This is a genomic window from Halorubrum laminariae, from assembly GCF_024494655.1.
Taxonomy (GTDB): Archaea; Halobacteriota; Halobacteria; order Halobacteriales; family Haloferacaceae; genus Halorubrum; species Halorubrum laminariae.
This window is the reverse complement of the sequence record NZ_JANHDL010000016.1, coordinates 1-13,099: the sequence shown is the minus strand read 5'-3', so window position 1 is coordinate 13,099 and position 13,099 is coordinate 1. Positions and strand designations below refer to the sequence as shown.

The window sequence follows — 13,099 nt, the reverse complement described above, 5'->3', positions numbered from 1 at the left end:
TCGAGAGGCGGGGTTTCGACTGCAGGAAAATTTGGATTCCAAAGACAGCGTTACGCTCCCTCTTCGAGTCGCTGATACCGATCGTCGAACCGTGTGAGACAGGACGGACAACAGAAGTGATAGATCTCTCCGTCGATTCTCGTCGTTTCACCTTGATTATCAACGGTATTGTTACATTCAGCACAGGTGAGTGCAAATTCGACGCCATCAACGGACGGCGTCCATTCAAGCTCGTCAATTAGCGTGACGGTGTAATCTGCTACATCGATCTCGTTAAAGAGTCCATCTACCCACTGACGTACGTTCTGGGCTTCAACACGGGCATAGAACCAAAGATCTCCTTCGGAGGTCGTGAAGACGTGTTCAACGCCATCTGACTCTCGAGCCCGCTCGCGGGCGGCCTCCAACGACGCTGAGCCGATTTCGGCCTGAATAAATACCGGTACACCAGCTCGGAGATGAGCCCGGTTGACGTCAATCGTGAAGTTGTTAATGATGCCAGCTTCCTGTAATCGCTTTACCCGGTCAGACACGGCTGGCCCCGACAAGTCGACCTCCTCGCCAATATCGCTGAACGGGCGGCGGGCGTCATCAGCGAGTAACGAGAGGATTTCTAAGTCGGTTTCATCCAAATTGCGCATACGACCGCTTCGTCTCGCAGGATACATTATTGTTGCCCACAACACACCTTCGAAATCGGTGATCCAGGGCTGCGACAACATTGGATTCTAAGCAGAAAACCACATAGAATACTCGCCCCTATCTACGAATGGATATGACTCAGACAATCACCGTCGAAGGAATGACCTGTGAACATTGCGAGCAGACCGTCGAAGAGGCACTCGAAGAAGTTGAGGGGGTTACGTCTGCTACTGCGGATCGTGACTCAGAATCCGCGACGGTCGAGGGGTCCGCTGAACGGGATGAGCTTGTGACTGTGGTCGAAGACGCTGGATACGATGCCTCTGCGTAACAAATCCCGATTCTCGTCGAATCGGATTCGGAGAGGGATTGATACGACTGCCAATCCCAGGTGTAGATACTATGACTGATACACTTCCGTTCGATGCCGTCCGCGAGCTCGACGTCGACGGGACGACGTACAAGATGGCCGATCTTCGAGCACTCGAAGAGCAGGGGCTCTGTGACCTCGACACGCTCCCTGTGAGCATCCGTATTCTGCTTGAGTCGGTGCTCCGGAACGCCGACGGCGAAACTGTTACTGCAGCGGATGTCAAGAATGCTGCTGGCTGGAAGCCAGACGTACCGGACGCAGAGGTTCCGTTCTCTCCATCACGAGTCGTCCTACAGGATCTCACTGGCGTGCCCGCAGTTGTCGACCTGGCGGCCCTTCGATCCGAAGTCGACCGCAAAGATCGGGACCCGACCCTGGTCGAACCAGAGATCCCTATTGATCTCGTAATCGACCACAGCGTCCAAGTCGACTACTTCGACTCCGAGGACGCCTACGAGAAGAACGTCGAACTGGAGTACGAGCGCAACGCCGAACGGTATCGCGCGATCAAGTGGGCGCAGAACGCCTTCGAGAACTTCAACGTCGTCCCGCCGGGGACCGGCATCGTCCACCAGGTGAATCTCGAGCATCTGGGCCGGGTCGTCCACGCCCGCGAGCGAGACGGTGAGAAATGGCTCCTGCCGGACACACTCGTCGGCACGGACAGCCACACCCCAATGATCGGTGGCATCGGTGTGGTCGGCTGGGGCGTCGGCGGCATTGAAGCGGAAGCGGCAATGCTCGGTCAGCCGGTCACGATGAAACTTCCCGAGGTCGTCGGCGTCCGCCTCGAAGGCGAATTACCCGAGGGCGCGACGGCGACGGATCTCGTGCTCCACATCACCGAACGGCTCCGCGAGGTCGGCGTCGTCGACCGGTTCGTCGAATTCTTCGGTCCTGGTGTGGAGAATCTCACAGTCCCCGACCGGGCCACGATCGCCAATATGGCGCCCGAACAGGGCTCGACGATCAGTATGTTCCCGGTCGACGAGCAGACGCTCGAGTATCTCGAACTCACCGGGCGTGACCCCGCCCACATCGACCTTGTTCGCGAGTACCTCGAAGCGCAAGGGCTATTCGGAGAACAGGAACCGGAATACACCGAGGTGGTCGAGTTCGATCTTTCGACTGTTGAGCCGAGTCTCGCCGGACATAAGCGGCCACAGGACCGGATTCCGATGGGGGACGTGAAACAGAGCTTCCGGGGACTTCTCCACGGGGAGTTCGAAGACGACCTCGATGATGTCGACGAAGACGCCCTACAGCGGTGGCTCGGCGAAGGTGATGCAGCTGGTGCGGAGACCGACGGCGGTGTTCAGGTCGAACCCGAATCGGAACTGCACCCGTTAACCAAACGCGTTGAGGTCGACCTCGACGGTGAGACAGTGGAAATTGGACACGGAGACGTCCTCGTCAGCGCCATCACGAGCTGTACGAACACTTCGAACCCGTCGGTGATGATCGCTGCTGGTCTGCTTGCCCAGAACGCCGTCGAGAAAGGTTTAGATGTCCCGCCGTACGTCAAGACGAGTCTCGCACCCGGCAGTCGCGTCGTCACGCAGTACCTCGAGGAATCGGGCCTGCTTCCGTATCTCGAAGAGCTCGGGTACGCGGTCGTCGGCTACGGCTGTACCACTTGTATCGGGAACGCCGGACCACTTCCCGATCCCATCGAGCAAGCGATCGACGACCACGACCTCTGGACGACGAGCGTCCTCTCCGGAAATCGGAACTTCGAGGCGCGTATTCACCCGAAGATCCGCGCGAACTACCTCGCGAGCCCGCCGCTCGTCGTCGCCTACGGCCTCGCAGGGCGGATGGACGTCGACCTCGAGAACGAGCCGCTAGGCACCGACGAGGAGGGGGGATCGGTGTATCTGGCGGACATCTGGCCCGACGCAGCGGACGTGCAGGCAGCAATCCACGAGAACGTCTCTCCTGAGATGTTCGAGGAGAAGTATGCCTCTGTGTTCGAGGGTGACGAGCGGTGGGCTGCTCTCGACGCGCCCACAGGTGACGTCTACGAGTGGGACGACGACTCGACATACATCCGAGAGCCGCCGTTCTTCCAGGACTTCCCCCTCGAAAAACCCGGCGTCGCCGATATTGAGGATGCACGCTGCCTGCTGACACTCGGCGATACCGTTACGACCGACCACATCAGCCCTGCTGGCCCCTTCGGATCTGACCTCCCTGCCGGCCAGTGGCTGCTCGATAACGGCGTTGAGCCGCACGAGTTCAACACCTACGGCGCGCGCCGGGGCAACCACGAGGTGATGATGCGGGGAACGTTCGCCAATGTCCGCATCGAGAACGAGATGCTCGACGATGTCGAGGGTGGCTATACGATCCACCACCCAACCGACGAGCAGACGACCGTGTTCGAAGCCAGCCAGCGCTACCGCGAGGAGGGAGTCCCGCTCGTCGTGATGGCAGGCGAAGAGTTCGGTACCGGCTCCAGCCGGGACTGGGCGGCGAAAGGAACGGACCTACTCGGTGTTCGCGCAACCATCGCCGAGAGTTACGAGCGCATCTACCGCGACAACCTCGTCGGCATGGGTGTGCTCCCCCTGCAGTTCGATGATGGCGACTCGTGGGAATCTCTCGGTCTGGATGGGTCTGAGATCTTCACGATCCACGGCCTCGATGACGGGCTCGATGTGATGGACGAACTGACCGTTATCGCCGAGCGCGCGGACGGGTCGACTGTCGAGTTCCCGGTCACAGCACAGGTCGGCACGCCGGCCGCCGTGACCTATATCGAACACGGCGGCATCCTCCACTACGTCCTTAGACGGCTCCTCATGCGATAATCTCTCTCAACTGACTCTATTTCTGGAAGCACAAGCAACACGAAAAACTTTGAGTCCAAATTAGCGTTTCAATCGTGCGTAGACTCTGTTCGGATGATGCCCGCTACGTTATCCATCTGAGCTGAAACGTGTGCGCTCTCACCAGCAACATGCGTAATTAAATCGTCCAGAGTGATCATCCCGATAACGCTCCCGTCTTCAACAACCGGGACGTGTCGAGCACCCGCTTCGTTCATTTGTCTCAGGACTTTTGGAATCTCAGCATCTGCTGGCACAGTAAGTGGGTCACGCGTCATCACGTCAGCAGCTCGTACGTCGTCTCCACTCGTCTCGGCTGTGAGCACACTTAACTCGCTTTCCTCGGTGAGCAGGTTAGCAATCAGGTCTCGATCGGTGATGATACCAGAGATCTGATCGGATTCTTCGACGACCACGTACCTGGCACACCGCGATTGGGAGATCATCGTGTGAGCGATCTCGGCAACCGTGGCGTCAGGCGTGACACGGGCGACCGACTCATCAGCAATACGACCAATATCCATCCGGAGGTCAGTTGGTCTGGTACCCATGCTAATCAGTACGACTCATAACAGGAAATAGCTTAGCATCAGCTGGTCGTCATAGAAATCCTCCACTCTTCAACCGTGAGAGACGACAATCTCCAAACTTTGTGAAGTTACAAAAAGTGTTACCAGCTACGCCACTATCCAAGAGCGCTGGCTTTTATAATCTAGTCTCAATAAGTAAAGAGAAATGTACGATACGGTTTTGCTCTCGACTGACGGGACAGTTGCTTCTGAGGAAGCTGAATCCCATGCTATCGCGCTAGCAGAGGCCCATAATGCCGATCTTCATGTTCTGTATGTAGTCGATGAGGACGTCGTAACAGCATACAGCGGTGACGAGTACGTTGATGAAGCCGAAGGCCCAGAACATGGCCTCGAAGAACTTGGAACGGAAACAATCGCAGACATCCAATATAAAGCGAAGGAGGTCGGTGTCAATGTTGTCAAAGCAATTGAGCACGGCCGACCGGCTGAGACGATTGTACGGTATGCTGATGCCGAAGATATGGATCTACTTGTACTTGGAACGAAACACCGGCCGGAAGAATACCGGGCCTTGCTCGGAAGCGTGACCGACCGCGTCCTTCGATTGACGACCCGCCCAGCGACCGTCGTGAAGACGGAAGTCGACGAATAGGGGAAGAACAGTCAGTAACGGCCGCCGTCAGGCGTGAGTCGGGCGCGCCGGCGTTCGAACTCCTCGTCGTCGATTTCGCCGCGAGCGTACCGTTCCTGGAGGACAGCGAGTGCGCTATCCTCGGTGGGGCCGTCCGATGGCGACCGCGTTGTCAGCCAGTAGACGATGTAGACGGGAAGGGCGATCAGAAGTGCCATCCACAGCAAACCGATCAACATCATCCCCCAGCTCCATATTCCCCACCCGGCCATGTGACCATCATTCCACATCCCGTCATGCCAGTCCCACATCACTGTATCTGGAACAGCAGCGTGCGTCAGAGTCATTCCAATGATGACGGCTAGCGTCAGTGCTCCGATGACGATGAGTCCCAGAGAACGAATCCCGCGTGCTTGAATTGGATTTTGCATTATTGTACTCCTGAAGAGAGTTCGGCGTGGTTAGCCGAGGATGTATTCGAGGGCGGGGTAGCGCTCAACGAGCGTCTCGCCACCGACGTCGTAGTTCTCGATGTACTGGTCGAGGCCCAGGATGCGGCCCGCGGCGAACGCGGCGACCGCGAGGAACACGAGCATGTACGCGAAGTCCCCGTTGATGAACCCGTGGCTCATGTCCCAGTTCCCGAAGTAGAACATGAGCATCATGAGCGCGCCGAAGAACGCCGCGAGGCGGACGAACGCGCCGACGAGCAGGCCGAGGCCGATGAACAGCTCGCCCCACGGGACGGCGACGTTCGCGAACTCGACGAACCACGGCGTACTCCCCATCCACGCGAACATCCCCGCGAGCGGGTTGCCGTTCGTCGCCGCGACGTTCGTGAGGTAACCGCCCGCGGCGAACTCGCCGGTGATCTTCGTGAACCCGGAGTACGCGAACGCGTAGCCCATCATGAGACGGAGCGCGAGCACGAACCACGCACTGAGACTGTGAACTTTCCCGCCGACGGTCAGACCGCCGACTCTGCTCTCGAGCTGATTCATGCCGGAGTCGAGTGTGGACATAGTTATTGCACCTTCAACTATCAGTACGGAGGCAGAGACGATATAACGGCGAGCCGGCGTTCTGGGTCAGAAAATCGGCGGGCTATATTACGCTCCTGTCGCGAGTAGAGACGTGTGACTGAGGAGGCCGACCCGTCGGAAATCTTCGCGACACTCGACGACGAGTACGCCCGCGACATCCTCGTGGCGACGAAGACCGACCGCCTGTCTGCGAAGGAGCTCAGCGAGGAATGTGACATGTCACGCCCGACCGTCTCGCGCCGTGTCACCCGCCTCGTCGAGCAGGGCCTCCTCGAGGAGTATACGCACGTCGACCCCGGGGGACGGCACTACAGCGAGTATGAGGCGCGCCTCGAACGCATCGAAATCCTCCTGCAGGCGGAGGGCTTCGACGTCAACATCGACATCCAGCCTGACCCCGCCGACCGGATTACGACCATCTTCGAGGAAATGCGGGGAGACTGAATCATGGACCACACGCTATTCGTCATCGGCAAACTGTTCACGACCGCGTTAGCACTGGTCATCGCATATCAGGCCTATCGCGGGTACCAACGACATCACACGCAGTTACTCCTGTACGTCGCCGCCGGCTTCGCATTGGTCGGGCTTGGCGGCCTCCTTGAAGGCGTCCTCTTCGAACTCCTCCAGGTGTCGATCTTCGAAGCAGGATTCGTCGCAGCACTCGTCACCGCAGCCGGGATGCTGTCTATCCTCTACGCCCTGTATGCCCCGAATCCATAAGGATTCAGGACGCCCATTCGACAAGCGGCCTCTGCGCGTCGTGCCCGGTTCGAAGCCGCTACTGTTCGGACTCCCCTCGTTCTCGATAGTGTAGCGTCGCAGTGGGAGTTATATCCATATCGGTCGTACCATATCGTATGATTCGAACACTCGTCGGTGTCCTCGGCGCTATCTCAGCGCTGTTCCCGGACGAAATCGTCGAGCTCTTCGAGAAACTCGCCATTTCGAATCCAGACGAGGGAACAGTGAGAGGGTGGATACGTCCAGCAGTCCGGTCGGAGGGTGTTCTGATAGCTGCGCTTTCACTCTTTAACGGGCGAGCATACGCATTGCTGATGAATCTTACCGGCGTGTTCGGTGCGATAGTCCTCTTATTTCCCGACCTGTATCAGAGATTTGCCACCGCGTTCCTGTACGAGCGTCCAGAGTCGATAGAATGGAACGAGCGATTCCGCTTGGGCATTCGGGCTATCGGCGCACTCTATGTCTTTTTAGCGGCGAAGACGTACAGAGAGCGTCACAACGATACTTGAGCCACCTCGCTATTGACACCTGGCGCATCCGATGTCTAGTTCGTTACGGCCGCAGGTATCACTTTGAATCTAAAGTTTGAGCCCCACGATATCAGTATGATCGAAGGGGAAATCCGCTAAAGAGAGGAGGCCGTGTGTATCCCTGTATGACGACGACGATCATCGTGGAAGGCATGACGTGCGGTCACTGTGAGCAGACGGTCGAAGAGGCCCTCGAAGAGGTATCCGGCGTGACTGACGTGACCGTCGACAGGGAGAGCGAACAGGCGAGCGTCGATGGTGAGGCAAATGTCACAGCTCTCGTGGAGGCCGTCGAAGACGCCGGGTACACCGCTTACGCCTGAGAATCGCGCGGACCACTCCGAGACAACGGCCAACCGTTGTCTTTGAAGCTTCGCTACGCTGGTCCTGCTGTACAGTTTCAGTGGGGAAGATTCAGGGGGCCAGCGGATCCACCTCTACAGAGAATATGGGCTATGGACGACCACAAAGATACAAATGAGAATCCCCCTGGAGGGGAACACCAGCAGGACGACAGCAGTCACCAGCACGAACACGGCGAGCAGGATGAATCGGACGCCGAGTCGGACGAGCAGCGGGTAGAACAGGAGCTACTGGAAGAAGAGGCACACCCTGCTGCGGAGAGTGAGACGGTGCTCGACGAGCAGCACGAGCACGCTGGACACGAGGGCGAAGGACACGACCACGGTTCCCATGAGGGCCACGGTGAGGGGCATGGCGGGATGCACGAGGGCCACGAGCAGATGTTCCGCCGGCGCTTCTTCGTCTCGACGCTCCTGTCGATCCCAGTCCTGCTATACAGCGAAATGCTGCAGGAGTGGCTCGGGTTCTCCGTCCCCGCGTTCCCGGGCAGCGAGTGGATCAACCCCGTCTTCGCGGTCATCGTCTTCGCGTACGGTGGGATGCCGTTCCTCCAGATGGCGGTGCCGGAGCTGAAAGACCGGTCGCCGGGGATGATGACGTTGATCTCGATGGCGATCACCGTCGCGTTCGTCTACAGTCTCGCGAGCGTGGTCTTCCCGACGCAGTCTGCGTTTTTCTGGGAACTCGTCACGCTGATCGACATCATGCTGCTGGGCCACTGGATCGAGATGCGGTCGGTCCGGCGGGCCTCCAGCGCGGTCGACGAACTGGCGAAACTGATGCCAGACACCGCCGAGCGTATTACCGACGACGGAGAAACCGAGGAGGTTCCCGTCAGGGAGCTCTCGGAAGGCGATCTCGTGCTCGTCCGGCCGGGCGCAAGTGTCCCTGCTGACGGCACCGTCGAGGAAGGTGATTCGGACGTCAACGAGTCGATGATCACTGGCGAGTCCAAGCCCGTCTCGAAGGAGCCTGGCGACGAGGTCATCGGCGGCACCATCAACGGCGATGGTAGTCTCCGCGTCCGTGTTGGCGCGACGGGCGAGGAGACGACGCTGGCGGGCATCATGCGTCTCGTCGAGGAAGCCCAGCAGAGCAAGTCCAAGACGCAGGTACTGGCCGACCGGGCGGCAGGCTGGCTGTTCTACGTCGCGCTCGGGGCGGCAGTCGTGACGGCGATTGCGTGGACCGTCGCGGTCTCGTTCGACGCGACCGTCATCGAGCGAGTCGTGACGGTGCTCGTCATCGCCTGCCCGCACGCCCTCGGGCTCGCCATTCCGCTGGTCGTCGCGATCAACACGTCGCTCGCCGCTCGCAACGGGATGCTCGTTCGCGACCGCATCGCGATGGAAGACGCACGGAATCTGGACGCGATCATCTTCGACAAGACAGGGACGCTTACCGAGGGCGAACACGGCGTCGTGGATATGGCGACCGTCAACGGCGTCGACGAGGACGACGCGCTCGGGCTGGCGGCAGCCGTCGAGAGTGACTCCGAACACATGATCGCGCGAGCGATTCGCGAGGCCGCCGACGAGCGAGACCTAACTACTCCCGACGCGACCGCCTTCGAGGCGATCAAAGGGCGAGGGGTTCGCGCAAACGTCGATGGAAACGAGGTGTACGTCGGTGGGCCGAACCTGTTGACCCAGCTCGATAGCGAGATCCCCGCCCATCTCCAGCGCTTCGCTGACGAGGCGGGACAGAACGCTCAAACGGTGGTGTATCTCGTTCGTGACAGTGAGTTGATCGCCGCGTTCGCGATGGCCGACGTAATCCGTGAAGAGAGTTTCCGCGTCGTCGACGCCCTCCACGATCTGGGAATCGAAGTGGCGATGCTGACTGGCGACTCCCAGGACGTCGCCAACGCTGTCGCTGACGAACTGGGCATCGACACGGTGTTCGCCGAGGTCCTCCCCGAAGACAAAGACGAGAAAGTCCAGGAACTCCAAGACCAGGGGAAGCTCGTGGGGATGGTTGGTGACGGTGTAAACGATGCGCCGGCGCTGACGCGAGCCGACGTCGGGATCGCCATCGGGAGCGGCACCGACGTCGCCGTCCAGTCGGCGGATGTCATTCTCGTGCAGAACAACCCGATGGATGTAGTGCGACTCGTGAAACTCAGTAAGGCGAGCTACCGGAAGATGCAGGAGAACATCGTCTGGGCCGCCGGCTACAACGTGTTCGCGATTCCGCTCGCAGCAGGCGTGTTGGCACCGATCGGGATTCTGCTGTCTCCCGCTGTGGGTGCGCTTCTGATGTCGTTGAGTACAGTAATCGTCGCCATCAACGCGCAACTGCTCCGCCGGGTGGATCTATCCATCCCCGAGCTTCCAGGAGTGACACCATCCACTAGCACCCAAACTGCAGACTGAAACTCTGCCTGATCGCTTTAGGAGGGGTTTTTCGATTGCATACGGTTGGTATTCGGAATCAGAAAATCGGTGCAGTTTGGATAGATGGCACTCTGTAAACCGATTTAACGGGCTATAGATGCCAGTTTTCCCACTCACGCCGCGCCTCTTCTTGAGAAGCTGGTTGTCCTCACACGAGTTATCTCAGCATAGTTGATTCCAGAATCTCCCGACCAGTTTCTCACCCTCAACGTCGAGCAGGATGATTGAGTCATCATCAATGAAGGTGTTAGCTATGAGTGAACGAAGCGTAGCTGCGAGACTTACAGAGTACTTGTTTGTGCTGACCGATTCAACAGCAGCGGTTCCTGCGCAAAGAGGATGGGATCGCGCCGCTTGTGTGACTGGCTGATGGGATAGCTCACATGACTTCTCAGGAGCACCGATTGACCGACGCCTACCTTGTCGGGTTGACACTCACAGAGGCACTCAAAGCCGATCAGTCCCTCTGCACGGCTCTTCGAACTCTGGAGGGGCCGTTCGATTCGCTCAATGACGGCTACCCAGAGTGGCATCCAGCACCGCACTCGTTCGAGGGGATGGTACGCTTGTTACTCTACCGCGAACTCACTGGCGAAAGCTACCGTTCGCTCGCCCAGTATCCCGAACTCGCAGTTGTCTTCGACTTGGAGAAAATCCCCGACGAATCGGTGCTCTCGCGGACCTGGCGTAACCGGTTCGACGAGGCGACCCGGGAGTTCGTCACCACAGCCGCCCACTACGTCATCAAGGAAGTCCACGATCGCGACATCTCAGCGCCGGAGGTGCGGCCTAAGGCAGAGATCGTCGACGATGAGCAAGAAGCCGCAGATCCAGTAGAAGACAAATCCTTCTCACAGGAGGAGATCATCCAGACAACGCGCCTCGCGCGTGATCACGCCTTCGGTCACTTCGACTCTGGTCGGGCGTCGAACGCCTCGTACGAGGACACACAATTCTTTGAGCTACAGACGTTCATGGGGATGGTCCACTGTGGAACTGCGCAGGGAGCGACTCGCTTCCAATATCGCCATGGCGAAGAGTACAGCCCCCATGGTGATACCCACCTCCGCGCCGTCAAGCAGTTCGATCCCGAAGAACTCGTGAACGGATTCAACGAGACAACGGATCGCTTGCTCTCCGTGATCGCCTCGGAAGCATCCTTTCGAAGGCCGGTCACCGCTGCAATCGATATCACGACTATTCCCTATTACGGAGAGGTCGAAGGAATGCCGATGGTCAGCGGGACCAAGGACAGAGACGGTCGAGCATTCAAATTCGCAACCCTCTCGATCATCGGGCAGAACATCCCGCTCGTTCTGGCGGTTGAGCCGGTCCGTGAGAGTTCCGAGTGGGATGAGAACCCGTCGAATCAGATCCATCGTACTGTGCGACGGCTCGTTCGACGAGCGAAAGAACAAGTTCCGATCGAGACGGTGCTGTGTGATCGAGAGTTTGACTCGATACAAGTGTTCCAGACACTCTCAAACCTCGATGTGAACTACCTCATTCCGAAGCGAGTCTCAAGCTCCGAACGGGATGTGCTCGAACAAATGGAGGGAGACGACCAAGAGGTGGCTGTTGAGTCGGCTTCTATCCATGTAGAATCTGGATCGCATCCAATGCGGCTCCTGTACGTGCCGTCGACGAGTGGGGAGGGAACGGCCGTCTTCGCGACGAATCTACGAGTCGGTCCTGAGGAAGCCGAGACATTCTGTCAGCGCTACAGCCGCCGGTGGCAGATCGAGAGTGAGTACAAATCGATCAAAGGTGATTTTCTCGCGAAGACCTCCTCGAAAGACTACCGCATTCGTTTGTTCTACTTCGTTTTCGCGGTCCTCTTGTACAATATCTGGCGGCTCACCGACTTCCTGCTGAAAGCGAGTGTGGGAGGTGAGATGGACTACGCACCTGTGATTACTGCGGGTGAGTGTGTTGAGCTCGTTGCCTCGTCGTTGATTCCACACGACTAACCGGCTGATCCCCCTGAGTCCGCCGTTTGGGAGTGACAACCCTAATCAGGAGCGGCAGAATCTACGCAATTTCGCACGTCCGCCCAGTAGATGCGATCGGTAAGGATCCAAATCAGGACTGGTCGGTGAGAAGAACCACGAAGTGATGTTAATTCGATCTGAAACTGGGCTATCCTCCGAAACTGTGAACTTCCAGCGGGTGTGACGTGTTGCGAAGATAGGGAATAATGCACAGGTTCGACGCTGACCATCCCCAAACAGAGTGCTCTTGCGCACCCCTGCTCACCAGTGAATAAACCCGCTGACTCTGTTGAAACTCTATTTTTCAGACAGATTTTCGCACGGAACAGCTGTTCGCTGAAGAGTGCTTACTGAGTACAGTCATAGAGTACCTGCCCGTTTTGAAATACTATCTCACCCGAAAACACTTATTCTCAGTCAAGTCATCCTGTTCTAATGAAAAGACGCCAATTCCTCGCCGGAACCGTACCCACGGCATCCGTAGTTTTGGGCGGATGCCTTGGGAGCGGTCCGTCTTGTTCGGGAGAGGGTAACTGGCCACCGAATGTCCAAGTAGACGAATTAGAACTTGCACCGGGTGACTCGGACACTTTCGAGATACAGGTAGACGGCATCACAGCATTCTCGTTCGACTCGCGGTTGTACAAATGTGGGTCTACTGATGCGCCCGTAAGATTTGGAGATATCGATTTCACACCATCGATAGATTCTCAAGCCGACTCCTGTCCGCCATTTTATGTTTGGGACGATTGTACTCGTGTGACGCTACACGTGACAGTTCACGTCGCCCCAGATGCCAAAACTGGCGCTTACGAATACGGTTTCAACGTTATGGAAACAATCGGCGATCGGAATTCACAAGACTACGAATATACGATCACGGTGAATGAGAACTGAAATCTGACTGTGAAGCACTAGGTATTCCTTCTGTACTGAACGCTCTTTGAGTCCCCTGTACTGAACGATCTATGGTCGATGCTTCCGGGATTGTGCGGCTGAATCAACCGCGAGATCGCGCG

13 protein-coding genes are annotated in these 13,099 nt (G+C 57.9%); 9 read left to right on the top strand and 4 right to left on the bottom strand.

Annotated features, from left to right (window positions below; all coding sequences use genetic code 11):
• Positions 1–50: 50 nt before the first annotated feature.
• Entirely contained in the window at positions 51–641 is a 591-nt protein-coding gene (locus NO887_RS16710; RefSeq protein ID WP_049986206.1) for an AsnC family transcriptional regulator, read from the bottom strand.
• Positions 642–775: 134 nt separating this feature from the next.
• Between NO887_RS16710 and NO887_RS16705 the strand changes: the two genes are divergently transcribed.
• The gene (locus NO887_RS16705) at positions 776–973 is read left to right on the top strand and encodes a heavy-metal-associated domain-containing protein (protein WP_049938510.1); all 198 of its coding nucleotides are present in this window, start codon (positions 776–778) and stop codon (positions 971–973) included.
• 71 nt (positions 974–1,044) lie between these two features.
• A complete protein-coding gene (acnA, locus tag NO887_RS16700; protein ID WP_050050398.1) occupies positions 1,045–3,828 on the top strand; it encodes an aconitate hydratase AcnA in 2,784 nt (927 codons plus the stop codon).
• 68 nt (positions 3,829–3,896) lie between these two features.
• On the opposite strand, the gene NO887_RS16695 is transcribed toward acnA, so the two are convergent.
• Positions 3,897–4,370, bottom strand: a complete 474-nt coding sequence (locus tag NO887_RS16695) for a CBS domain-containing protein (protein WP_049909616.1) — start codon at positions 4,368–4,370, stop codon at positions 3,897–3,899.
• 211 nt (positions 4,371–4,581) lie between these two features.
• Between NO887_RS16695 and NO887_RS16690 the strand changes: the two genes are divergently transcribed.
• The gene (locus tag NO887_RS16690; protein ID WP_092817280.1) at positions 4,582–5,031 is read left to right on the top strand and encodes a universal stress protein; all 450 of its coding nucleotides are present in this window, start codon (positions 4,582–4,584) and stop codon (positions 5,029–5,031) included.
• 11 nt (positions 5,032–5,042) lie between these two features.
• Here the strand turns inward: NO887_RS16690 and NO887_RS16685 are convergent, their stop codons facing one another.
• Both NO887_RS16685 and NO887_RS16680 read right to left on the bottom strand, forming a co-directional pair.
• Positions 5,043–5,441 (bottom strand): SHOCT domain-containing protein, encoded by a 399-nt coding sequence (locus NO887_RS16685; protein ID WP_049986209.1) that lies wholly within the window; start codon positions 5,439–5,441, stop codon positions 5,043–5,045.
• Between the two features lie 30 nt (positions 5,442–5,471).
• Positions 5,472–6,032, bottom strand: coding sequence for a DoxX family protein (locus tag NO887_RS16680; protein ID WP_092817279.1), 561 nt, complete (start codon positions 6,030–6,032; stop codon positions 5,472–5,474).
• 114 nt (positions 6,033–6,146) lie between these two features.
• On the opposite strand from NO887_RS16680, the gene NO887_RS16675 reads away from it, so the two are divergent.
• The 6 genes from NO887_RS16675 to NO887_RS16650 all read left to right on the top strand — a co-directional run bounded on the left by NO887_RS16675 (position 6,147) and on the right by NO887_RS16650 (position 12,059).
• Entirely contained in the window at positions 6,147–6,497 is a 351-nt protein-coding gene (locus tag NO887_RS16675) for an ArsR/SmtB family transcription factor (RefSeq protein WP_092817278.1), read from the top strand.
• A 3-nt stretch (positions 6,498–6,500) separates the two neighbouring features.
• Positions 6,501–6,776, top strand: a complete 276-nt coding sequence (locus tag NO887_RS16670) for a DUF7521 family protein (protein WP_004594584.1) — start codon at positions 6,501–6,503, stop codon at positions 6,774–6,776.
• 137 nt (positions 6,777–6,913) lie between these two features.
• Complete coding sequence (locus NO887_RS16665) at positions 6,914–7,309, top strand: hypothetical protein (protein WP_004594583.1); 396 nt, start codon at positions 6,914–6,916, stop codon at positions 7,307–7,309.
• A 146-nt stretch (positions 7,310–7,455) separates the two neighbouring features.
• Entirely contained in the window at positions 7,456–7,653 is a 198-nt protein-coding gene (locus tag NO887_RS16660) for a heavy-metal-associated domain-containing protein (protein WP_004594582.1), read from the top strand.
• A 132-nt stretch (positions 7,654–7,785) separates the two neighbouring features.
• Positions 7,786–10,068, top strand: a complete 2,283-nt coding sequence (locus tag NO887_RS16655) for a copper-translocating P-type ATPase (RefSeq protein ID WP_095638026.1) — start codon at positions 7,786–7,788, stop codon at positions 10,066–10,068.
• Positions 10,069–10,472: 404 nt separating this feature from the next.
• Positions 10,473–12,059, top strand: a complete 1,587-nt coding sequence (locus NO887_RS16650; RefSeq protein WP_095638025.1) for a transposase — start codon at positions 10,473–10,475, stop codon at positions 12,057–12,059.
• Positions 12,060–13,099 lie beyond the last annotated feature (1,040 nt).